Genomic DNA, 22,437 nt, shown 5'->3' with positions numbered 1-22,437 from the left:
ATTGGACTTGCTATGTCGTTCATGCGACGGACTTTCTAGTCTGATAAAGCCTATAGTCCAATCAATCGCATCTACCCGCCCTGCAATGTGTGGGCAACCCGTCTTTGCGGCTAGAGAGGCGACTCTCGTGCAAAGGACATCCAGGTGCGAAATAACCACACTATGACTGAGATACTTCCGCGACCAAGAAATCTCATACTGGCCCAGTTGCCGGATGCCGAGTATGAGGCGTTGGCGAGATTTCTTGTGCCTGTCGAGCTGCCTCTGGAGACTCGCCTCTCCGAGCCCAACGAGCCTATCGAGTTCATTTATTTTTTGAATAGCGGCTTGATCTCGACGGATGCGTTAACCGCGAAGGGCGAATCGGTGGAGGTCGGAGTGATTGGCCGTGAGGGGTTCTCCGGGTTGCCGGCGCTGCTGGATCAACCGCAGATGTCGCACTCGGTATTGATGCAGGGACAAGGCGAGGGGCTACGAATCCGGGCCTCTATTGTGCGCGATCAGTTTTTGAAGGGTGGAACGTTACAGCGACTCGTTCATTCGTTCGCCTATCTGCAGCTTGTGCAGACGACACAGTCGGTGTTGTGTAACCGGATGCACGAGGTGGATGCGAGGCTGGCGCGATGGCTGCTCACCTCTGCCGACAGGATGGAGTCGGAGTCGTTGCATCTGACGCAGGAGTTTCTGGCGCAGATGCTGGGGGTGCAGCGGTCGACGGTGACGGTGGCGGCGGGAGATATGCAGAGGGCCGGGGTGATCGGGTATAGCCGTGGGAAGATCAACATTCTGGATCGTCCGGCGCTGATCCAAACAGCTTGCGAGTGCTACAACATCGTGACTTCTTCGTACGATCGAATTATTAGCAAACGATCTTCAGAAGAGTTGAGTTATGCCGATTAGGAGAAGGATGTGCGGTTCCGATTGATCAGGTGAGTTGCAGGGTCCACAGGTCGTGGAGATGGACGACACCTTCTACGCGGCCGCCTGGGGCTACGACGATGAGTGAGGTGATCTTCTTATCCTCCATGATGGCCAGGGCTGAGGAGGCCAGCGCGCTGGCTGCAATGGTGTGAGGATGTGAGTTCATGATCTCGGCTGCGGTGTGCTCGAGGGCGTGGGAGCCGTCGCGCTCGAGGAGTCGGCGGAGGTCGCCGTCGGAGATCATTCCGGCAAGTTGGCCCTCTTTGAGGACGGTGGTCATGCCGAGTTTCTTTCGCGACATCTCGTAGATGACCTGCGGCATGGGTGTGGATTCGCCGACCTTTGGGAGGGCATCGCCAGTGTGCATCAGCTCGCGGACACGGGAGAGGCGTCTGCCGAGGCGGCCGCCGGGATGGAGGTCGGCGAAGTCTTCGGGCGTCCATTGACGGAGGCGGCTTACTTCAAGGGCGAGGGCGTCGCCGAGGGCGAGCATGACGGTGGTGGAGGCGGTGGGTGCGAGGTTGAGGGTGCAGGCTTCGGTGGAGACGCTAGTGTCGAGGAAGATATTGCCGGACTGGGCGAGGGTGGAGGTGGCGCAGCCGCTGATCGTGATCAGCGTGGTGTTGAGGCGCTTGAGCGTGGGGAGGAGGCGGAGCAGCTCTTCGGTTTCGCCGCTGTAGGAGAGAGCTATCACGATGCCGCCGGGCGCGAGCATGCCGAGGTCGCCGTGAATTGCTTCGGCAGCGTGGAGGAAGTGTGCCGGGGTGCCGGTGGAGCGAAAGGTAGCGGCGATCTTGCGCGCGATGATGCCGCTCTTGCCGATGCCGGTGACGATGACGCGGGTCTGATTTGTAGCGGCTTGAAGGAGATGATCGATGGCCTGGGTGAACGGGGCGAGCATCGTGGTGTCGAGGCGGAGGGCGAGGTCGTTGAGAGCAGCTGCCTCGATGCGGACGAACTCGGAGGGACGCGGTGAATCGGTTGGGCTGGTGGCTTTGCTGGACATAGTGACTGAACCATGTCGATGCTAGCAGAGGGACGCGTTGGGGAGCGCTGGTGTGGGCTTTAGGAGGTTTTCTGCTGAGGCGGCTGTGCAACTTGTGGAGAATGCTGTCGTTGCATCGTTTACAGGAGCTTTGCGTCTAAACTGAGAGGGTTAGTGTGGCGCGGAGTTTGCGCCGAAAGGATTCTTACGTGAAGCGGAGTGGATTGATCTTTGGTGTGATGGTGGGTGGGATTGCGCTGCTGTTGTGGGCGGGATGGCATAATCTGCGCGAGCGGAGGCTTGCCATGCAGCAGGCTCAGGAGAACCACGTGGTTCTTGTGCCGGAGAAGGCGGGATCGGCAGCGCAGGCGGATTCGCAGTCCCCTGAGGCGGAGGCGATGCAGATGCGTGGCAAAGTTGCACCTGCCTTTACGCTTGCGACTTTGGATGGCAAGAAGGTTTCGTTGAGCGACTACAAGGGCCGGCCGGTGCTGGTGAACTTCTGGGCGACGTGGTGCGGGCCATGCAAGGTGGAGATGCCGTGGTTTGAAGAGTTTCGCAAACAGTATGCGGCGCAGGGCTTTGAGGTACTCGGACTGGCCGATGACGTGGATGCGGGCAAGGATGCGATCGCGAAGGTGGCGCAGAAGACCGGCGTGACCTATCCCATTTTGTTGACAGATGGGAAGATTCAGAAGGCTTATGGCGGACCGGATGGGATGGACTATCTGCCGATGTCGTTCTACGTCGACAAAAACGGCGTGATCGTTGAAGAGACGGCTGGGCTTGGCAGCAAGGACGAGATCGAGGCGCACATCAAGAAGATAGTTGCTTCGGGAGCGACTGCGGCGGCGGGTGGACAGTGACGCGGTCGATAGGATTGACGAGGTTCTTCGCGGGATTGCTGATCGGGTTGCCGGTCGCGTTGACGGCGCAGCAGGTTGGGAGTCTTGATGCTCCTGTCGTGAAGCCGAAGTCGTATGTTGTGTATGGGGCGGAGCCGCAGAGTGTCGCGGCAGGGAAGCGCAGCGTGCTGGAGCTGCACTTTCGCGTGCTGGATGGCTACCATGTGAACTCGCATACGCCAAAGTCGGAGCTGTTGATCCCGACCAGGATTGAACTGCAGCCGGCTACGGGGGTGAAGGCTGAGGCGGTTGAGTATCCAGCTGGGACGTCGTACAGCTTTAGCTTCGATCCGACGGAGAAGCTGGATGTTTATACGGGTGCGTTTACGGTGAAGCTGCCGGTGGTGGCCGAGGCGGGGATGCATACGGTGGATGGGACGTTGCGGTATCAGGCGTGCGATCATGCGGCGTGCTATCCGCCGAAGAGCCTGCCGGTTCAGGTGATCTTTACGGCGAAATAGCTGGTGTTAGTAGCTCGTTGTGGCAGGATCGAGAAAACTTCTGTTGGTAGGCTCGATACGTCTGGCGGTTTTTCTCATGGAGTGGTGGCATCATGGAGGAACAGGACAGACAGGAGCGGGCGGACGGGAATGGAAGAATTTCGAAGGCTGACACGGCTGCCGGCGTATGTATTCAACATCACAAGCGAGCTGAAGGCTGCGGCGCGCAAGCGTGGTGAGGACATCATTGATTTCGGGATGGGGAATCCCGATGGCGCGACGCCGAAGCATATCGTCGACAAGCTGATTGAAGCGGCGCAACGGACGGCAACGCATCGGTACTCGTTGTCGCGTGGCGTTCCTCGACTGCGTCGGGCGATTTGTAACTGGTACAAGCGGCGCTACGATGTGGATCTCGATGCTGAGACCGAGGCGATCGTTACGATCGGTTCGAAGGAGGGGATTGCGCACCTCTGTCTGGCGGTGCTGGATGATGAGGATACCGTTGCTGTGCCGAATCCCAGCTATCCGATTCACATCTTTGGGCCGGTGATTGCGGGATCGAAGGTGCAGAGCATTCCTATGCGGGGCGGGACTGCGGAGGCGCTATTGGAGGAGTTGGAGCATGATCTGCCGCGTATGTCCCCGCGGCCGAAATTGCTGATTTTGAACTTTCCTTCGAACCCAACGGCGCAATGCGTGGAGCTTTCGTTCTTTGAGCGGATCGTGGCGTTGTGCCGGGAGTTGGGGATCTATATCGTTCACGATCTGGCCTATGCGGACATTGTGTTTGATGGATATCGTGCTCCGAGCATCCTGGAAGTGCCGGGGGCGAAGGAGATCGCGGTGGAGTTCTTTACGCTTTCGAAGAGTTACAATATGCCGGGCTGGCGGGTGGGCTTCATGGTGGGAAACCCCAAGCTGGTCGCGGCTTTGGGACGCATCAAGAGCTACTTCGACTACGGGACTTTTACGCCGATTCAGGTGGCGGCGATCTGTGCGCTGGATGGGCCGCAGGAGTGTGTGGCGGAGATTCGCGATATTTACAAGGAACGGCGGGATGTTCTGGTGCCGGGGCTGAATAAGCTGGGATGGCCGGTGGACTTGCCGAAGGCTACGATGTTTGCGTGGGCGAAGATTCCGGAGCAGTACAAAGGGCTTGGATCTATTGAGTTTTCGAAGAAGCTGCTGCTGGAGGCGAAGGTTGCGGTGAGCCCTGGCGTGGGTTTTGGCGAGCATGGGGATGGGCATGTGCGGTTTTCGCTGATTGAAAACGAGGAGCGGACACGGCAGGCGCTGCGGGGGATCAAGCAGATGTTCAAGGCGGGTTGAAGTTTTAATTTAGAAAAAAATATGCCCCGGTGAGAGCCGGGGCTTTTGCTGTTTTACTGGTATTTTGAGGGGTGTTTGGGAAAAACGTGGTGTTTGGTGATGGTTTTTTATGGTGAAGAACGTGGTGGATTGTGGTGAGATCGTGGTGTTTCGCCGCGTGGTTTTCGGGGTTGAAAAATACGCCACGGTTTTGAGATTTATTTTTGGGTTGCCGGTGGATTTGGGGCCCGGGGGATGGGGGTGCCCTGGTGGAAGGTGATCTGCCATTGGCCGTTGACGTGCATCCAGATGGAGCTGCGCCAGGATTGGCCGATGGGTTCTCCGGCGGAGTTTCGGCGGGTGGCTTTGTAGGTTGCGAGAATGACGTTGGGGGCTAGTTCTCTGGTTTTGAAGTCGGTGAGGAGTGAGGGCGGGCGGGGTGGTTCGGCTTGGAGGGCTTCGAGGATGGCGGCTTTGTCGAAGGCCCGGCCTGAGCCTCCGAACTCGAGGAAGTCGTCGGTGAGATGGGCGGCGACTGCTTTCGAGTCGCGGCGGATGGTTGGGTTGAGGAGCTGTTCTTCGAGCGACTTCAGGTGGTCGGCGATGTGCATGTTTGGCTGATAGTTTAGCGCTGCTCTGGGTTCGGGTTGCTCGGCTGTCAACTTCCGACCAACGGGAGGACCGGGCGAAGCAGGACAGAGGCGTGCTAACGCCCGCTCCACGCGCAGTGGGCCCGTCCGGCAGAACAAGTCTTCTCGTGTTGAGTCTGGGGTGTTAGTTCACTGTGAGGGTGAAGGTGGTTGAGGCGGTGATAGAGGAGTTGACGGAGTCTTTGCCGGTCAGGGTCAATGTGTAGGTGGTCGCATTGGGTGTTACTGCCGGTGGCGTGCCGGGTTTGCTTCCACCGCCTCCTCCGCATCCGGTGAGGACGGTGGTGATGCAGGTTAGGGAGGCCAGAGCGAGAAGCAGCGACAGGCGGATCTTGCGGCGGCGACCCGCCAGAGAGCCGCAGAGTATTAGCCCGGCGTAGAGAGCGATCTGCGGCGTTTTGCGCCATGGGGATGGAGTCTGCTGCTTCGAGGCAGCGCGAGAGTTGATAGGGCGAAGGTTCGAGCGCTCGGCCGGGGCCACTGAGTTGCATGCCGAACCTACGAAGATGGTGAGTGTCGCCGCGTTTAGGTTGTTGGAGGATGATGGGCTAATGGAATAGCACACTTCAGCTGTGCCATTCGTCGTTGCGGCGGCGAGAGACCAGGCAACTTTGCCAGTGTAGCCGCCGCTGGGTGTTGCGGCGATCTGAGTACTTCCCGTACTCCCGTTCGCAACGGTGAGATTGCCAGCCGTAACGCTGAAGCTGCCGGTGGCAGTTACGTTTCCTACGAGGACTGAAAAGGTTGCAGTCGAGGCAGAGTGCGTTGCGTCGCCAGGATAGGTGACAGTGAGAAGATGAGCGCCGGCAGTGGGGGGTGCCACGTAGCTGTAGTTGACCGACGCCTGGCTATATAACGGATTCGTTGATGTGATTGCAAGGGACGATTGTGCCACGACCCCATCCAGAGAGACCGAGAGGGCACCGGTGGGCGCAGGAGGAACGGCGTTCGCGTAAGACGAAGTAACGACGATCTGAACCGGAACGATATCTCCTGGGTTGGCCGTATATTGCGAACCGATAATCAAGACGGACGTGGGCGTAAGACTGTTGGTGCTGGTCGACGGCCATGCGGCTACGAGGTTGTTGAAGTCCACACTGCCTAGACCGGTTGCCTGGTCATAGCCGGGTGTTGCCGCATAGCCCGATTCCCCGGGAGTCGCACAGTTGCTGACGACTGGGATGCACGCGTTGGAGCCAGAGATGATGTCGTGAAAGGCGGAGGCGTAGGATTTCGGATTCGATGCCAGACTGTACAGTGTCGGATTGACGTTTCCCTGTCCGGTCGTATGCTTAGCCTGGTTGAGAATGGTGATGAGGCCGGCGAAGATGGGGGCTGCGAAACTAGTTCCCCCGGCTACGGTGTACTTGTTGTTACTGCCTACAAGTCCGTCGCCGCAACTGGATGTCTGACCTTCCGAACCGATGAGAGAAAGATCGTCTGAACATATGAGGAAGCCGGGATTTTCGATGGAAGCCTGAAGAGCTATATCTGGCAAGAGGCGAAACGATCCGGATGGTATTCCGGGTACGCCGCTCTGCCAGGTCGGACGAGTGAAGTGAGAGCTGGCGCCACCGCCACCCGCAGCGATACCGAACGAGGTTGAATCCTCATTCCAAGCTACCTCCGGAACGTAGGAGAGCAACGAGCCAACCGCATCGTGGAGGCTTGCACTTGCCCAATACTGGCTGGATCCTGCGGTGAAGGTTCCGGCCGCCATCTGAGTTCCACCGACTGCTGTGACGTAGGGGCTGGATGCGGGATATAAGACCGAGAGAGCTTGTTGTGTGGCAAGCGGAACACCTTCCGAAGTGGTGTAACCCGCGCAGGCTGTGGAGCCGCTGTCGCCTGCGGAGGCAACAATGGTTTGACCTTGTGCCGCCGCTTGTTCGAAGAGTGCATTCCCTCCGTCCATATCTGTAACGCTCATCAGCGACTCGCAGATGCCGTAGCTAATACTGACGACGGGAGCGATGTCCTGGTCGATAGCGAAACCTAAGGCATCGAAGACATCGTAGTTTTGGTTGTTGCCGACATAAACGAAGAAGATATTGGCGTTCGAAGCGATGCCTGTTGAGTATTCGATGTCAATCTCTGATTCGCCCTGATCTCCAGGGGAGATGGCCTCTACGCCGGAGCCGGGAACCAGGACGGGGCTGAAACCATTTCCCCCCATGACACTTTCGAACTGCCTGATGATCGAACTAGTCGACGTGTCGACATAGGACTGACCTACGACCGCCAGGCCCTGGCCTCCTCCCAGCTCTTGGTTCGTGAAGAACGAAGTCATGTCGTACATCGTGTAGATGTCTTTGGGGCCGAGGTAGTGGGTTTGCGTCGAAAGCGTCGTGTAGTCGGGTCGTGGACGGGTTTGTACCTTGACGTTTGGTCTGGGGCGGAAGTCGGAGAGGTGGAGGACGGCTGCGGTGACGGAGGCTAGATCGGCGGGGAGGGTGAGGTCGGCGGCTGGGGAGAAGTGTAGCTCGCCCTGGGCGCGGTAACGGTGGAGCTCGGTGCCGAAGGCGGCCTGGACTTGCGCGGCGGTGCCGGAGAAGGTGATGCGGTCGCGGCTGCGGGAGACGCTGTCGATATGAAAGCCGCGCGAGGTGAGCCAGCTTTGTGTGGCTGCGATGTCCTGGTCGGCGATGCCGAAGCGGGTGGCGAAGGTCTCCGGGGTGAGCCATTGGTGATAGAGGGGCGACGATGCGTTTTGCTGGGCGGAGAGAAGCTCCTGCAGGGTGGCTTCCTGTGAGGCGGAGCGCTTGAAGACGAGCGTGATGCCTGGGATGAGTGTCTCGGAGGAGACGGGGCCGAGGTCCTCAGCGTCGCGCACTCTTGGAGTGCGTGAGTTGGAGAGGACTGCGCTGGAGGCTTCGGTGAGGGGGCCTTTTATCCGGGGCTCCGGCGTTTGGGAGAAGGGGGCTTGGGCGAAAGAGGAGAAGGAAGAGACCAGCAGGGCCACTGTAAGGAGTGGCAGAACAACTCGACGAAGCTGCTTCATACGGGCTAATACTCTTTTCCGGGGCCTGAAAACGCGTTGGGAGGGACCAGAAGAGACTAGCAGACGAGGTTCGGGAGTTCCAATAGATTTTGCGTGAGAACAGCGCGACAGTAACGTGGCTCGGTCGTTCGATGGTCGGAGACGGAGGCTTTGGGATGCTTCGATTGCGAGTTGGAGCGCGACGGGGTGAGGCTTTTTCTGGAGTAGACTTTCCGCATGAAAAATCTCTTTGAAGTGTCGGCGGTGGAAGAGGTGAAGGGGCGGATGGCGCAGTTGAGGCCTGATAGCGCGGCGCAGTGGGGCAGAATGAATGCGGCGCAGGCGGTGGAGCATTGTGCTAGGGGAATGGAGTTGGCGTTAGGGGACAGGCGTCCGCCGCGGATGTTAGTCGGTAGGATTCTTGGGCCGATGGTGAGCCGAAGGCGTTTCGAGAGGGCGAGCCGATGCGCAAGAACTCGCCTACGGTGCCGGGGCTTGAGGTGGAGGACGAACGGGACCTGGAAGCGGAACGGAGGCGGCTGTGCGGGCTGATCGACCGATTTGCCGCAGCCGGGCCGGCGGGTTGCACTACGCATCCGCATAGCTTCTTCGGGAGGTTGACGCCGCAGGAGTGGTCGGCGTGGATGTATAAGCACCTGGACCATCACCTGCGGCAGTTCGGGGCTTAGTGCAGGCTTATGGTTGGCGTGGACGGGACAACCGCAGATTCCCTTCGGGAATGACAAGCAAAAAGGACGCGGCAAACTCTGTTGACTTGCCCGCAGCCAAAGAAGGAAAGCCCCAGTGTATCCGGGGCTTCCTTCTTACTTAATGATGGATGCGGTGATTATTTCGGCCTATTGCTCAGGCGAGTACTGGGGTTGAGATCTCAGTGATTTGAGAATGTTGGATGGAGGCTCCGATTGCCGGATCGGTGATGCTGTCTTCGCCGGTTTCGATGTGGCCGGCGAAGCGGCGATAGAAGCTGTCGTCGGAGCTGACTTTTACTATCAGGTCGTACCAGTTATGGAACTTTGCGAGAGAAAATGTAGCGAGGAATGTTTCGTTGGGTTTGAGGGTGCGATCGGTGTAGCCGTTGGTGTAGGCGTCGACGATGACGACCTTGGTCTCGGCGCCGTGATTGACGATCTCCACTCCGAAAGCTGAGCGATTTTCGTCGCGGAGGGTAACGTGGACGCTGGAGGTGTTCTGGCCTGAGGTTTTGCCTCTGAAGGAGCGGAGGAATCCGTTGGGGCCGTAGACCGAGAGATCGTACTCGCCGCCGGGGTTGGTGGAGAGGTTCCAGATATCGGAGACTTCTGTCCCGGCGCCGACGGTGTAGGTCCAGGGACCGGTTTTGGTGTTGCCGGAGCGGACCTGATAGACGACGGCGGCCTTGCCGGGATTTTTGAAGTCGAGGGTGAGGGTCTGGTCGTTTAGGTCGGGACGGCCGTGCACGTGGAGCTCATAGGGCAGGGTGCGAGCGGGGCGGGTTCCCGGCTCCTGTATGGGGAGAGCCTGGTCTGCGGGCGGTGTGGGAACGTAGTCGGGATGACGGTTGTTGTCGGGCGGGAGGTAGGCGACGGTGCTGGGTAAAGGCACTTTGGCGTCGTTGGGGGTTTTGAAGTTGAAGGCTGAGGTGAGATCACCGGTGACGGCGCGACGCCATTTGGTGATGTTGGGCTCCGTGATACCGGGGTACTGCGTGCCGAAGCGTTTCTCGACAAAGCGGATGAGGGAGGTGTGATCGAAGAGCTCGGAGTTGACGTAGCCACCTTTGCTCCAGGGAGAGATGACGACCATAGGGACGCGAACACCGAGGCCGTAGGGGCCGGCGGGATAGGAGGAGCTGCCGGGGAAGATCTCGTTGGTGATGTCCACGGTGGAGAGGCCCTGGGAGCGGGTCTGAGGGGGCGTGGGGGGAACCATGTGGTCGAAGAAGCCGTCGTTCTCGTCGTACATGAGGATGAATACGGTCTTGCTCCAGACGTCGGGGTTGGCGGTGAGGATATCGAGGAGCTGGGAGAAATACCAGGCGCCGTAGTTGGCCGGCCAGTTGGGATGCTCGGTGTAGGCTTCGGGGGCGACGACCCAGGAGACCTGGGGAAGGTTACCGGAGGTTACGTCCTGTTTGAAGATGTCGAAGAGAGTGCCTGATTCGACGATGTTGGTGCCGGTGCGCGCTTTTTCGGCGAGGGGTGAGCCCTGGGGGGCGTTTTGATACTGGTGGAAGTAGAGCAGCGAATTGTCGCCATAGTTTCCGATGTAGGCGTCGTCGGTATATCCCCAGAATTGGCTGGCGTTGAGGCCCAGGCCGGCGTCTTGGTAGATCTTCCACGAGACGCCTGCCTTTTGGAGACGCTCAGGGTAGGTGGACCAGTCGTAACCTGCTTCGGCGTTGTCAACGACGGGGCCACCTTTTTTACCGTCGTTGCCGACCCATCCGGTCCACATGTGATAACGGTTGGGGTCGGTGGGTCCGAGGAGGGAGCAATGGTAGGCGTCGCAGACGGTGAAGGCATCGGCGAGCGCGTAGTGGTAGGGAATGTCGCTGCGGGTGAGGTGCGCCATGGTGGTGGTGCCTTTTTGCGGCACCCACTGATCGTGATTGCCCTGGTTCCAGGCGGCGTGGGTACTGTCCCAGTCGTGGGCGAGATCCTGGATGAACTGGAGACCGAGGTTGGGGGCTCCGGGATGGAAGGGCAGGATGTAGTTGTTGCCGCCGTGGGGCTGATGGAAGACGGATTTCCCGGAGGGGAGGGTGACGGCGCGAGGGTCGCCGAAGCCGCGGACGCCGCTGAGGGTGCCGAAGTAGTGATCGAAGGAGCGATTTTCCTGCATCATGAAGACGATGTGTTCGACGTCGTCGATAGAGCCGGTACGATTGTTGGCGGGGATGCTGAGGGCGCGGGCGATGCTGGAGGGGAAGGTCGCGCCGAGAGCGCCGGTGGTTAGAAGCTGCAGGAAACTGCGTCGGTCGAGAGCCATGGGGACAGCCTCACTTTGAGTTGAATTTCGGACTGCGGGTGAGCGTATGCCCCTATTGTTTCGGCGACATGACAATTGAGTAATAATCTGTCCGGGTGGGTCGCGCTCTGGCATATGGAGAACAGGTGTCTTAAGACACCACGAGTGCCGGGCCGCTTATGTTTCTAAAAAGGCTTAGTTATTTTTTGGTGTTGGCTAGCTTCTTCTGGGTTTCGAGGAAGCGGCGGACTCGGTCGAGGGTGCGGGATTTGCCGAAGACGATCATGCTTTCGAGCAGCGGCGGGGACATGGTGCTGCCGGTGAGGATGGCGCGGAGGAGCATGAAGTTTTCTTTGACGGACCACTGCTGGGCTTCGCCTAGTTGCTTGAGAGCGGGCTCGAGGGCTTCGTGGGTCCAGTCGGTGGCTTCGAGGACGGTGAGTTGCTCGGCGGCGAAGGCGAGAGCGTCCTCGATGGTGCGCTTTTTGGGGATGAAGACTTCGGATGGCGGCATGATGTCGTCGGCGAAGAGGAAGTGGGTGAGGTTGCCGAACTCGCCAAGGGTTTCGACGCGGGTTTGGATGAGTGGGGCGATCTGCTGGAGGTAGGCGTCGGAGAGGATGGTATCGCGGAGGGCCTTGTAGAAGGCTTCGGGGGTGAGGGCGCGGATGTATTCGCCGTTGAGCCACTTGAGTTTGGTGAGGTCGAAGACGGGGCCGCCGAGGCGAATGTTTTTGACGTCGAAGCGGGTGACCATGTCGGGGAGGGTGAAGATGTCGGTCTCGCTTGATTTTGTTGCGGCGGGTTGTGCGGGGGTGAGTTCGGCGGTGGGTGCGGGCATGCCGCCGCCCATGAGGCCGAGGAAGTTGATCATGGCTTCGGGGAGGAAGCCAGCCTGGCGGTAGTAGATGAGGGAGACGGGATTTTTGCGCTTGGAGATTTTGGACTTGTCGAGGTTGCGCAGGAGAGGCATGTGCCAGAAGCGGGGGATGGCCCAGCCGAAGGCGTTGTAGAGCAGGACGTGCTTGGGGGTGGAGGAGATCCACTCTTCGGCGCGGATGACGTCGGTGATGTGCATGAGGTGGTCGTCGACGACGTTGGCGAGGTGATAGGTGGGGAAGCCGTCGGACTTCATGAGGACCTGGTCGTCGACGTTGTTGTGGTCGAAGGTGATGTCGCCGCGGAGTTCGTCGCGGAAGGTGGTTTGGCCGGCGGGGACCTTCATGCGCACAACGAAGGGGCGACCCTCGGCGAGGTAGGCGTCTATTTGTAACTGCGAGAGTTGGCGGTGGCCTCCGTCGTAGCGCGGGGGGAGCTTGGCGGCGATCTGGCGCTGTCTCAGAGCCTCTAGTTCTTCGGGAGTTTCGAAGGCGCGGTAGGCGGTTCCGTTGGCCAGGAGGAGTTCGACGTGCTGGCGGTAGATCTCGGTGCGCTCGGACTGGCGGTAGGGGCCGTAGGGGCCGCCGAGGTCGGGGCCCTCGTCCCAGGTGAGGCCGAGCCAGCGGAGGGAGTGGAAGATCTCCTGCTCGGAGGTGGCGACGAAGCGGGTGCGGTCGGTGTCTTCGATGCGGAGGACGAACTTGCCGTCGCGTTGGCGGGCGTAGAGGTAGTTAATGAGGCCGATGTAGGCGGTGCCTACGTGGGGGTCGCCGGTGGGAGAGGGAGCGATGCGGACGCGGATAGGGGTATCGGAGGTGTCGGGGGTGCTGATGCTATTTGTCATAAAGGCCAAGAGTTTAATGCTAGCAGAGGACGCGAAGGTGGTTGGTGCAGCACTTCAGGAATGCTTGAGGTCGGCAGGCTTCGTCTTGCCCAGCCGCTGATACCCAGGGTGAACACCGCGCGTGAGCCCCTGCTGGTCTCCAACCTGCTGGAGCAACTCCGTCAATTTCTTGCGATCGGCGGCGTTCAATGCGGAGAGAAGCGCTTCCTGGTGCTCGCGGGCCACCTTACCAATTCGCTCCAGGATTTCGCCCCCATCCTTCGTCAGATGTAGCGAATACAGCCGCCGGTCGTTGGGGTTTGGCTTTCGCTCGACAAGTTGGCGGCGTTCCAGATTGTCCAGGATGGCCACCAGGCGGCTTGGATGGATGCGCAACTTCTCGGAGAGTTCCTGCTGGCTGATCGCCGCCGCGACGCGCAGCAACCGCAGTATCCCCGCATCCGCTGGGGTAAGTTGCAGCACAGCTAATCGCTCGGTGAATTGATTGGCGGCATGCGCGCCCAACTGCGCGAGCAGAAATGCCGGCTGTCCTCTTTCCATCTCTTTGTGGTCCATGTCGTAAGAATATCATTGCATTTAATATTCATTTATAATATAAACGATTACATTATGAAAGTATCTTCGAAATTTCGTGGACCTTCGTTAACTCTGCTCGGGACGATACACATCCTGCTGTTCGCGGCGGGTCTCGTAGCAGCCGCGACGCTCCGGCACGGGGCGCCTTATATCAACCCTTTTGCGGCGGCTGAGGCTGTCCGCGCCTTTTTTGAACAAAACCCCGCCGCTGTCCGGGTGAGCAACTTCTTCTTATTCGCCTCCGCCGTACCTCTCGGGCTCTTTGCCGTCACCATGGTCAGCCGGTTGCAGTTTTTGGGGGTTCGGGCTGCGGGTACGAAGATCGCGCTCTTTGGCGGATTGACGGCGGCCAGCGCGTTGATTCTTTCCGGACTATTCGGCTGGGTGTTGTCTTTGTCTGATGTTGCCGCGTCTGTGCCGGTGGTTCGGGCTATCTTCTTTCTCAGCTTTCTGTTTGGAGGAGCTGCCTACGCGGTTGGATTCGGCTTGCTGGCCGCAGGGGTGTGCGTCACGTGCTATTTTTTTTGTCTTCTTCCACGCTGGTTGGTTGTACTGGGAATGCTTGTCGCAGTTGCGGGAGAGTTCTCTTCGCTCAGTCTGCTTGTATATCCGGCAAACTTTCTGATCCCAGTCACTCGATACCTGGGGTTCATATGGCTGATGCTGGCGGCTGTGAAGTTGCCGAAGAGCCGCGACGCAGGGGATGTGGTGGGTGTCTTCGAGGCGTAGGACGAACTTGCTAGCGTGCTGCAGATCGGTTCGGATGTGCGGACGCGCCGATGTCTTTAGATGCCTGCGTACCAGGAATAGCCGAATTCGGGCTCCGAGGAGCCCAAACCTTTTCCGAAGCCTTTGAGCGAATCGGTGGCTGTGATGCGCTGGATGAACTTCACACTCTTGTAGCCGAGCTGGCGGGGGACGCGGAGGCGAAGAGGGCCGCCGAAGGAGACCGGGAGGTCCCCGTCGTTCATGCCCCAGGTAAGGAGCGTTTGAGGATGCAGGGCGTCAGCCATGTCGATGCTATCCCACCAGTCGGCATCGATGGAGTGGTAGACGATGTAACGCGCCTGCGGCAGGATCCCTGCGCTGTGGAGCACGTCGATGAGCGGGGTGCCGATCCATTCGGCGATGTACGACCAGCCCTCTTCGCAGGCGACCTCGGTGATCTGGCTGCGAAGAGGCATGCTGCGGAGATCGGAGAGCGAGAAGCTGGTGGGATGCGCGACCATGCCTTCGACGTCCAGCTTCCAGTTGGCGAATCCACTTGCCTGATGAGCCTTGAAGGCGTCGTTGGGTGGGGCGATTGCGTTGGCAAATGGCATCTTCGAGATCATTCCGCGTGGGAACTCACGCGCCAGCGAGTGCGTGGTGATGAGACGTTGCGCGGCGTAGGTGAGTGTGGTGCCGAGGCCATAAGGACCGGCGCAGTCGGGTGGGATGAGTCCGAAGCGGCGAGAGAGATGGGAGGCGACGGCGAGGCCCGAGACTCCGGCGGTCGCGGCCAGGCCAGAGGTGATGAGTTTGCGTCGTGAGATAGGAGTCATGGCTGCTCCGGGAGGGATGCTACAGGTTGGGGAGCTGCTTGCGTGGGTGCGGGAGTGTCGGAGCGGCGACCGGTGATCATCGCCCGGACATGGCTGCGAAAGCCTGCGTGGATGACCATGGCGATGTGAGTAAGGACAAAGAGCAGGAGTGCTCCGGAGATGAGGAAGTGCAGCGTGCGTGCGGACTGCCGGCCTCCGAGTGCGGTTGCGAGGAAGGGATAGGCGGAGACAAGCGACGGCGATTGAGCGAGGCCCGTCCAGATGATGAGCGGGAAGAGCACGAAGATTACAGTCAGGTAGGCGGTCCGCTGCATCACGTTGTAACCATGAGCCCCGGATACCTCAGAGGGTGGGCGGCGGTGGAGGTACATTGCGATCACGTCGCGGTAGGCTCGCCAGGTGCGATGGCCACGGGGAGGGAACAGGTCGTTGCGGAGGTGCCCGTTCCACAGGCTTGCCCCGAGGTAGATCAGCCCCGTGAGAACGAGAACCCATGCGGCCTCAAAGTGGAGGTAACGACTCCAGCCGTTCTGGTCGGGGAGGACACGATAGCCAGTCGGTACTGTCCCCCGTGATGAAGGAATATGCAGGTTGACGAGCGGAGTCATGTTCACGTTGCCGGTCTCGCCCCAGTAGAAACGGGGATGAGAGATGACGATCTCAATGCCGGTCAACAGCAGGGCGAAGAAGGCTGCGGTTGTTATCCAATGCGTGAGGCGAACGAGTGCGGTGTGGCGGGGATCTTCGGATTCGCGCAGTACGGTCGTGCGTGGCACACCCGGAGGATAGCACCGAGAATGGAGGCGCTACATTTTTATTGCTTGTCGACCTTTCGCTGGTTTCTAAGGGCGTTTTGGCTTCGGGCGCTCAGATTATTTTCAGCTCCTTCAAGAGGAGCCATTCGAGGCAGTGCAATTGACTTTTGTCAGGCATTTATATATATACCTACTAGTACGTATTTTATTAGGAGGTATATGAGATATCTATCCGGTGCACCGTTCGTGCTTATCCTTCACGCGTCTTTATGCGTGCCAACCCATCTCTCGGCTGCAACCATCCAGGTTGTTTCCCAAGATCATGCCGTTCTTGCCACTGTCGCAACCTGGAAGTCCGCCAAGGCTGAGCATGTGTATGGGCTTCCTGATATGAAGCCCAATAAAAAAGGGACATTGACGCTCAGCGGGGATGCTCTTACGTTCACAGGAAAGTCGGGCAATACGTCCATTCAGCGCAGTGCTGTAACGGCGGTGAGTGCTGGCAACCAGAGAGTCGAAATCTGGGGTATTGGCGGAAGGCTCTTGAGAATGACGATTCCGGATGGTGGTGGCGTTGCAGCTGCAGCTGTTATGCATCACCGGGTAGACATGCTTACGGTTGAGTTCACCGACAGCAGCGGCGGCTATCACGCTGCGGTTTTCTTACTACCAGCCAAAGAGGCAGACCGTGCTCTTGAGAGCTTCGTCCTAACCCCTGTCCCGCCACGGAAACTTTCGGACACTGTCTGCCGGAACGCCCCGATTGAACCGAAGAGCGTGCTTGTGTCCGCTCCCAACTGGGATCAAGCTGAGGTACCGGCTGCCTATCGAGCACTCGTCTACGAGCACTTGATCGATCGTATTCAGAGTACGAAAGAAGTCGCGCATGTCTACCGGGGTGGCGAAGATAATGGTCAGGGTGCGTGCCCACAGTACAAGGTTCACCTGTCGATTGCGACTTTCAAGGAAGGAAGCTCGGTGAAGCGCGCGGCTCTGGGCCCTGCTGGAATGTTTGTTGGGACCACGCAGATGAAGTTCGATGTCACTTTCACCGATTCGTCGGGAAGGCTGAACACGAGCGAACAGATTACGGCCACGATGCGGGGCGAGTCCGAGAGCACAAACGTCGCGGACCACGTCGCCAAAAGTATTGCCAAGCACTACGCTACCGTGCTGAAGAACGCCGACAAGAGCAACTCAGCGAAAAACACAGTCAATCCTGCTTCGTAGATCCGCAGAAGCGCCGTCCGTCATGGAGGCTGTGTGACGGCGCTCTTAGAGAGTTTCTCGCTCGTTTCGACCCTGTAACAAGAACTTCACTTTCTGGGCTTTGAGCGACAACAGAGAGGAAACATGAACAGCCGCGAAATTCCGCACACGACTGACAACCGTTGGAGTAACGATTCCCACCTCGAAATGGATCACCAACTCAATTCCCTGCGCTCGCTTGTCTGTGATCTTCTCAAGACCAATCAGGAGCTCCGTCAGGCTCTTGTGACGGCGAGGTCAGGCATACCTAAGGACTAGGGCTCGCAGTCATCAGATGCTCCAGTCAGCCTGGACTGAGTCCGTCCTCGAACCACACTATGATGAGGAACAGTCTTCACGATTGCCCAGTACCATTGTCCGGAGCGCGTTTCCGCAGCCGAGAAAAAACTTACTTCACTAAAATGAGATCAGAGAAGATGACAGTCAAAACAGCCAACAAACACGAACTCAGAACAAGAGAGACGCGGGGGCTTTTACTCCAGGCCGCTGAAACGATCTTTGTACGGGACGGATACGAAGGGGCAGAACTGGGAGAGATTGCGGCTCTTGCCGGTCGCACCAAGGGCGCGATCTATGCGCAATTCAAGAGTAAGGAGGACATCTTTCTCGCGCTCATTGAAGACCGCGCGAGTTGTCACCGGGCTCGAATGGAAAAGATTCTGGCCGCATCAACGACCGTTGACGGGAACATGAATGCTCTTCGAAATTTTTTCCTCGAGCGCACTGAGGACCAGGCGTGGTCCCTTTTAGTATTGGAGTTCAAACTTTTTGCCTTGCGGCATCCTGAATCGAAGAAGAGGCTGCAGACGTTGTACGCCGGAATCCTCTACCGGACTGAGGAAAAGAAGCTTGCAGACATACTAGGGGCAGCCGCGAAAGGAAAAGATGCGATCAGTCGGGCGGTCGCGGTCCAAACCCTGGGACCTGTGATCTCTGCTCTCGTACTCGAATCTCAATTGGAAAACCATCTTTTGAATAAGACTGTCATCAAGAAGGTTGCTAACCGAATATTTGACGCTCTGCTGGAAGTTCCGACACGTTAGTTTGAGAGGAGATCAACATCTCTTCGGTGTGGGAAGGTTGCTATTTGAGTTCGCGGACCCAGATGTTGCGGAAGCTGATGGGTTCGCTTTTGTCGCCGTGGGCCTGGAGTTTGATGGGGGCAGTGTCGTACTTTTTGTAGAAGGGCTGGCCGATGTAGCGCGTCTCGCCTTTTAGTTCGAAGTGATTCTGGACGAGGACGCCGTTGAAGAAGACAGTAGCGTAGGCGGGGGTCTTGAGGGTGCCGTCTTCGTTGAAGTTGGGTGCGGTCCAGATTATGTTGTAGGTCTGCCACTCGCCGGGTTTGCGGTTTGGATTGGCGAGGGGAATGCCTTGTTTGTAGATGCTGCCGGCCTGGCCGTTGACGTAGGTTTTGTTGTTGTAGGAGTCGAGGATCTGGAGCTCGTAGCCAGCGTCTCCTGTGCCGGTGGAGGCAAGGAAGACGCCGCTGTTGCCGCGGGCCTGGTCGCTGCCGGTAATGTTCTCGGGGATTCGCCACTCGATGTGGAGCTGGTAGTTCTTGAAGGTGCGTTTGGTTTCGATGTTGCCGGATCCGGGTGCTTTGCTGACGGTGAGGATGCCGTCGGCTACGGTCCACTGAGCGGGGGATTTGTCTTTGGTGGAGACCCACTGGTCGAGGTTTTTCCCGTCGAAGAGGACGATTGCGTCGGAGGGAGGCGCAAAGTCGGTGGTGCCTGGTGTGACGATTGGGGGGACGGGCTCGTAGACTTCGGTGTCCTCGTGTTTTGGCGCGGCGGACTGTTGCGCAAAGGCGGTGGCGGCGAGGACGGTCACGGTTGCGAGGGCGAGGAGCGAAGTGTGGATGCGCATGATTTTCTATACGATTTTCTAGACGAGGATATACCCAATTGTGCGCTGCCTGAACAGAGGCATTGGTGGAAGTTCTCGGCTAGCTGCGGGCGGAGCGGACGGCTGCGGCTAGTTCGGCGAGGGCGGTTTTGGTTTCGGGCCAGTCGATGCAGGCGTCGGTGATGGATTGGCCGTAGACGAGGGGTTTGCCGGGGATTAGTTTTTGCGCGCCTGCGACGAGGTTGCTTTCGAGCATGACGCCCATGATGCGATTGTCTCCGGCGACGATCTGGGCGGCTACGTTGCGGGCTACGGCTGACTGCTGGGTGTGGTCTTTGTGGCTGTTAGCGTGGCTGCAGTCGATCATAACCTGGGGACGGATGCCGGCTTTTTCCATCTGCTTGCAGGTGTCTTCTACGGCAGCGGCATCATAGTTGGTGGTGTTGCGGCCGCCGCGCAGGATGATGTGGCAGTCCTGGTTGCCTTTGGTGACGAAGATGGCGGTCTGGCCGTGCTTGGTGTGGCCGAGGAAGTTGTGCGCCTCATTGGCGGAGAGGATGGCCTCGATGGCGATCTGCACATTGCCGGAGGTGCCATTTTTGAAGCCGACGGGGCAGGAGAGGCCGGAGACGAGCTCGCGGTGGACCTGGCTTTCGGTGGTGCGAGCGCCGATGGCTCCCCAGCTTACGAGGGAGGAGACGTATTGCGGGGAGATCATGTCGAGGAACTCGGTGCCGGCGGGGACGCCCATCTCGGCGAGATCGAGGAGGAGATGGCGGGCCTTGCGGAGGCCGTCGTTGATCTTGAAAGACTGATCGAGGTAGGGGTCGTTGATGAGGCCCTTCCAGCCGAGGGTGGTGCGGGGCTTCTCGAAGTAGACGCGCATGATGATGCAGAGGTCGCGGGAGTGCTCGGCGATGGCGGATTTGAGGAGTTCGGCGTACTCGCGGGCGGCGTCGGTGTCGTGGATGGAGCAGGGGCCGACGACTACGAGGAGGCGGTGGTCTTCGCCGCGGAGGATTTTGATGATCTCGGTGCGGGCTTTGTAGACGGTCGCCGAAGCGGCTTCGGTGATGGGGAGCTCATCTTCGAGGGCGACGGGCGGGAGGACGACTTTGGTCCAGGTAATGCGAAGGTCATCGGTGGGAAAGAGCATGGGTCTCGCTTGAGGTTGATCAGATGGAGCGGCGTTCCGCTGTGAGTCTTGAGAAATTATCACGTCCTCTCATCTTATAGCCTGATGCTGGCGATTGTAGGGCGGTGGCTGCGGACGATGCAATGCAGACTAGAATGTTAACTGCGGGTTGTCTTCGACGAGGCCGCGAGTCAGCTGCGAGACGCAACAGGAAAGGTTCCCCCAAGTGAAGGCATTAGTGAAGAGCCGCGAAGAGCGCGGCCTGTGGCTCGAGGATGTTCCTGAGCCTGAGATGGGTATCAACGACGTTAAGATTCGGGTTCTGGCTACCGGGATTTGCGGCACAGACCTTCACATCTATGAGTGGGATGCTTGGGCTCGTTCGACTATCAAACAGGGGCTGACGATTGGACATGAGTTTGTCGGCGAGGTGGTGGCGGTTGGGTCGAATGTAAACGATATCCCGATTGGGCAGCTGGTGAGCGGTGAGGGGCATGTGGTCTGCGGGCGCTGCCGCAACTGCCTTGCGGGGCGGCGGCATCTTTGTGCGTTCACGCTGGGCGTTGGGGTGAATCGTAACGGGGCGTTCGCGGAGTACGTTGTGCTGCCGATGTCGAATATCTGGATTCACAGCGCTGGCGTGCCGCGTGAGATTGCGGCGATCTTCGATCCGTTAGGCAATGCGGTGCATACAGCGCTGGCGTTTCCGGTGCTGGGCGAGGATGTTCTGGTTACTGGGGCAGGGCCGATTGGGATTATGGCTGCGGCTGTGGCTCGACATGCGGGGGCTCGACATGTGGTGATCTCGGATCCGAACGAGTATCGCAGGACGCTGGCGGAGAAGGTGGGGGTGACGCTTGCGGTCGATCCTCGGGCGACTCCACTGAAGGAGATTCAGCAGAGGCTGCATATGCAGGAGGGCTTCGATGTGGGGCTGGAGATGTCGGGAAATCCGAATGCGTTTCGGGATATGCTCGCGAATATGAGCCATGGCGCGAAGATTGCAATGCTCGGGATTCCTTCGGAGGACATTTCGATTAATTGGAATCAAGTGGTGTTCAATCAACTTACGATCCGCGGCATCTACGGACGGGAGATGTATGAGACCTGGTACAAGATGACCGTGATGCTTCAGAGTGGGCTGGATATCTCGGGCGTGATTACGCACCGGATGAACTGGCGTGACTACGAGGATGGCTTCGCGGCGATGCGGTCGGGGAACTCCGGAAAGGTGATTCTTGACTGGAGCGATGTTGCTTAGGTTGTTGCGACAGTCATTGAGTTGCGCTAAATAATCTAACGCTCGGCGATGGCTCGCTCTTGCTGCATAGAGCGGGCCGTGGTGCGTTTGGGTCCGTGGGCTGGGGATTCGTGAGTGCGACTTTCTCTGCGATCAACAAAAAGCTCAAAATTTCAAACAATTTCGATTGCCGAGGTGGCTTTCGCCCCAATGTCGGCGGATGACAGCTGTCTGCAGCGGGAGCGGCAATCCACCGATTTCGCGTAGCCGTAACCTTAATGGAAGATGTGCATCCAACCACGCAGGAGCAGAATGTTGAAGATTCCAGAGTAGTAAGCGTCTATTATCTGAGTCATTGCAAATCAGGGAGTTCTCGACCGAAGCGCACGTTCAAAACTTGACAGGGCCAAGAATGGAAACAAGCGACTGCGAAATGCCCGGCAGAACCTTCACGCATCCTCCTGCGCACCAGCCGGACAGCCTCTTTGAGAGTTGCTCCTGGTTTTACGCTCTTTGCCGTGAGTACTTGTTTCGCGATCACACCCCGGAGATCAGTCGAGCGCTGTTTCCTCCTGAGGGGCCGGCGCCGGGTACCAGGGTTTTTGAGTTGGGTTGCGGCCCCGGCTTCTATGCCTGTCGACTGTCGCAGGAGTATCCGCAGATTCATACCACCGGAGTCGATCTTTCGCGCAGGTTGCTGGCGAGGGCGAAGTCCCGGGCGGCCAGTCGCAGCCTTCAGAACTGCACCTTCGCTCATGCGGATGCGCACTCTCTCCCGGATGCTTCCAACTCTGTCGATGCAATTGTGGTCTCGCGACTCTTTCTGATTGTGGCAAATCGAGAGGCTGTTCTGGGCGAGATCTTTCGGGTTCTGCGGCCGGGGGGGCGATGTTTTATCGCAGAGCCTACCTCGGGCTTTCGCACCCGAATACCACTTGGCTGCATGTGGCTGCTCTCCAAGGTGACGAATAGTCCCGCAGGAAGATATCGCGAGCCGCGACAGGCTGATGTAATGACTGCGCCGGACTTTTCGGCGTTGATTCATTCGCAACCGTGGGGCGAAGCCGATCTGCAATATGATGGCTGGTATCAGTATGCGGTCTGCGAAAAAAAGGCGGCAGCTTCGGTCAACTCTGAGTGGCGGCCGCCGGTTGGCGTGGTGGACGGTCTAGTCCTATGACTCCT

The 22,437-nt window shown here is 58.7% G+C and carries 20 protein-coding genes; 10 read left to right on the top strand and 10 right to left on the bottom strand.

Annotation, left to right across the window (positions count from 1 at the left end):
• Positions 1-162 precede the first annotated feature (162 nt).
• On the top strand, positions 163-900 hold the full coding sequence (locus HDF10_RS09430) for a Crp/Fnr family transcriptional regulator (protein WP_183812782.1): 738 nt from the start codon (positions 163-165) through the stop codon (positions 898-900).
• 25 nt (positions 901-925) lie between these two features.
• Here the strand turns inward: HDF10_RS09430 and HDF10_RS09425 are convergent, their stop codons facing one another.
• Positions 926-1,927: a KpsF/GutQ family sugar-phosphate isomerase gene (locus HDF10_RS09425; protein ID WP_183812780.1), complete on the bottom strand. Its 1,002-nt coding sequence runs from the start codon at positions 1,925-1,927 to the stop codon at positions 926-928.
• 188 nt (positions 1,928-2,115) lie between these two features.
• Between HDF10_RS09425 and HDF10_RS09420 the strand changes: the two genes are divergently transcribed.
• From HDF10_RS09420 to alaC, 3 genes are all read left to right on the top strand, one after another.
• Positions 2,116-2,772, top strand: a complete 657-nt coding sequence (locus tag HDF10_RS09420; RefSeq protein WP_311732722.1) for a TlpA family protein disulfide reductase — start codon at positions 2,116-2,118, stop codon at positions 2,770-2,772.
• 14 nt (positions 2,773-2,786) lie between these two features.
• On the top strand, positions 2,787-3,272 hold the full coding sequence (locus tag HDF10_RS09415; protein ID WP_221271613.1) for a protein-disulfide reductase DsbD N-terminal domain-containing protein: 486 nt from the start codon (positions 2,787-2,789) through the stop codon (positions 3,270-3,272).
• A 129-nt stretch (positions 3,273-3,401) separates the two neighbouring features.
• The gene (alaC, locus tag HDF10_RS09410) at positions 3,402-4,583 is read left to right on the top strand and encodes an alanine transaminase (protein ID WP_183812778.1); all 1,182 of its coding nucleotides are present in this window, start codon (positions 3,402-3,404) and stop codon (positions 4,581-4,583) included.
• Positions 4,584-4,780: 197 nt separating this feature from the next.
• On the opposite strand, the gene HDF10_RS09405 is transcribed toward alaC, so the two are convergent.
• Both HDF10_RS09405 and HDF10_RS09400 read right to left on the bottom strand, forming a co-directional pair.
• A complete protein-coding gene (locus HDF10_RS09405) occupies positions 4,781-5,173 on the bottom strand; it encodes a nuclear transport factor 2 family protein (RefSeq protein ID WP_183812776.1) in 393 nt (130 codons plus the stop codon).
• 163 nt (positions 5,174-5,336) lie between these two features.
• Positions 5,337-8,213: a S53 family peptidase gene (locus tag HDF10_RS09400; protein WP_183812774.1), complete on the bottom strand. Its 2,877-nt coding sequence runs from the start codon at positions 8,211-8,213 to the stop codon at positions 5,337-5,339.
• A 443-nt stretch (positions 8,214-8,656) separates the two neighbouring features.
• Here HDF10_RS09400 and HDF10_RS09395 point away from each other — a divergent pair, with 443 nt between their 5' ends.
• Positions 8,657-8,881 carry a DUF1569 domain-containing protein gene (locus tag HDF10_RS09395; RefSeq protein ID WP_183812771.1) on the top strand — a complete coding sequence of 75 codons (225 nt, stop codon included), beginning with the start codon at positions 8,657-8,659 and terminating at the stop codon, positions 8,879-8,881.
• Between the two features lie 175 nt (positions 8,882-9,056).
• On the opposite strand, the gene HDF10_RS09390 is transcribed toward HDF10_RS09395, so the two are convergent.
• From HDF10_RS09390 to HDF10_RS09380, 3 genes are all read right to left on the bottom strand, one after another.
• The gene (locus HDF10_RS09390; RefSeq protein ID WP_183812769.1) at positions 9,057-11,180 is read right to left on the bottom strand and encodes a phosphocholine-specific phospholipase C; all 2,124 of its coding nucleotides are present in this window, start codon (positions 11,178-11,180) and stop codon (positions 9,057-9,059) included.
• 178 nt (positions 11,181-11,358) lie between these two features.
• A complete protein-coding gene (gltX, locus tag HDF10_RS09385) occupies positions 11,359-12,882 on the bottom strand; it encodes a glutamate--tRNA ligase (protein ID WP_183812767.1) in 1,524 nt (507 codons plus the stop codon).
• A gap of 54 nt (positions 12,883-12,936) precedes the next feature.
• Positions 12,937-13,437 (bottom strand): MarR family winged helix-turn-helix transcriptional regulator, encoded by a 501-nt coding sequence (locus HDF10_RS09380; RefSeq protein ID WP_183812765.1) that lies wholly within the window; start codon positions 13,435-13,437, stop codon positions 12,937-12,939.
• Positions 13,438-13,491: 54 nt separating this feature from the next.
• Here HDF10_RS09380 and HDF10_RS09375 point away from each other — a divergent pair, with 54 nt between their 5' ends.
• Positions 13,492-14,187 carry a hypothetical protein gene (locus HDF10_RS09375; RefSeq protein ID WP_183812763.1) on the top strand — a complete coding sequence of 232 codons (696 nt, stop codon included), beginning with the start codon at positions 13,492-13,494 and terminating at the stop codon, positions 14,185-14,187.
• 56 nt (positions 14,188-14,243) lie between these two features.
• Here the strand turns inward: HDF10_RS09375 and HDF10_RS09370 are convergent, their stop codons facing one another.
• Positions 14,244-15,002, bottom strand: a complete 759-nt coding sequence (locus HDF10_RS09370) for a molybdopterin-dependent oxidoreductase (protein ID WP_183812761.1) — start codon at positions 15,000-15,002, stop codon at positions 14,244-14,246.
• Complete coding sequence (locus HDF10_RS09365) at positions 14,999-15,778, bottom strand: cytochrome b/b6 domain-containing protein (protein WP_311732721.1); 780 nt, start codon at positions 15,776-15,778, stop codon at positions 14,999-15,001. Before HDF10_RS09365 ends, HDF10_RS09370 begins: the two co-directional genes overlap by 4 nt.
• 198 nt (positions 15,779-15,976) lie before the next feature.
• On the opposite strand from HDF10_RS09365, the gene HDF10_RS09360 reads away from it, so the two are divergent.
• Positions 15,977-16,987, top strand: a complete 1,011-nt coding sequence (locus tag HDF10_RS09360; protein ID WP_183812759.1) for a hypothetical protein — start codon at positions 15,977-15,979, stop codon at positions 16,985-16,987.
• Positions 16,988-17,442: 455 nt separating this feature from the next.
• Positions 17,443-18,069, top strand: a complete 627-nt coding sequence (locus HDF10_RS09355) for a TetR/AcrR family transcriptional regulator (protein ID WP_183812758.1) — start codon at positions 17,443-17,445, stop codon at positions 18,067-18,069.
• A 40-nt stretch (positions 18,070-18,109) separates the two neighbouring features.
• On the opposite strand, the gene HDF10_RS09350 is transcribed toward HDF10_RS09355, so the two are convergent.
• Positions 18,110-18,898: a 3-keto-disaccharide hydrolase gene (locus HDF10_RS09350; RefSeq protein WP_183812757.1), complete on the bottom strand. Its 789-nt coding sequence runs from the start codon at positions 18,896-18,898 to the stop codon at positions 18,110-18,112.
• 79 nt (positions 18,899-18,977) lie between these two features.
• Positions 18,978-20,033 carry a 3-deoxy-7-phosphoheptulonate synthase gene (locus tag HDF10_RS09345; protein ID WP_183812756.1) on the bottom strand — a complete coding sequence of 352 codons (1,056 nt, stop codon included), beginning with the start codon at positions 20,031-20,033 and terminating at the stop codon, positions 18,978-18,980.
• A 205-nt stretch (positions 20,034-20,238) separates the two neighbouring features.
• Between HDF10_RS09345 and tdh the strand changes: the two genes are divergently transcribed.
• Positions 20,239-21,273: an L-threonine 3-dehydrogenase gene (gene tdh / locus HDF10_RS09340; protein WP_183812755.1), complete on the top strand. Its 1,035-nt coding sequence runs from the start codon at positions 20,239-20,241 to the stop codon at positions 21,271-21,273.
• A gap of 412 nt (positions 21,274-21,685) precedes the next feature.
• Positions 21,686-22,432: a class I SAM-dependent methyltransferase gene (locus tag HDF10_RS09335; RefSeq protein ID WP_260177783.1), complete on the top strand. Its 747-nt coding sequence runs from the start codon at positions 21,686-21,688 to the stop codon at positions 22,430-22,432.
• Positions 22,433-22,437: the final 5 nt, after the last annotated feature.

The sequence above is a fragment of the Tunturiibacter empetritectus genome, from assembly GCF_014201375.1.
GTDB classification, from domain to species: Bacteria; Acidobacteriota; Terriglobia; order Terriglobales; family Acidobacteriaceae; genus Edaphobacter; species Edaphobacter lichenicola_D.
This window is presented reverse-complemented; position numbering and strand designations above follow the sequence as displayed.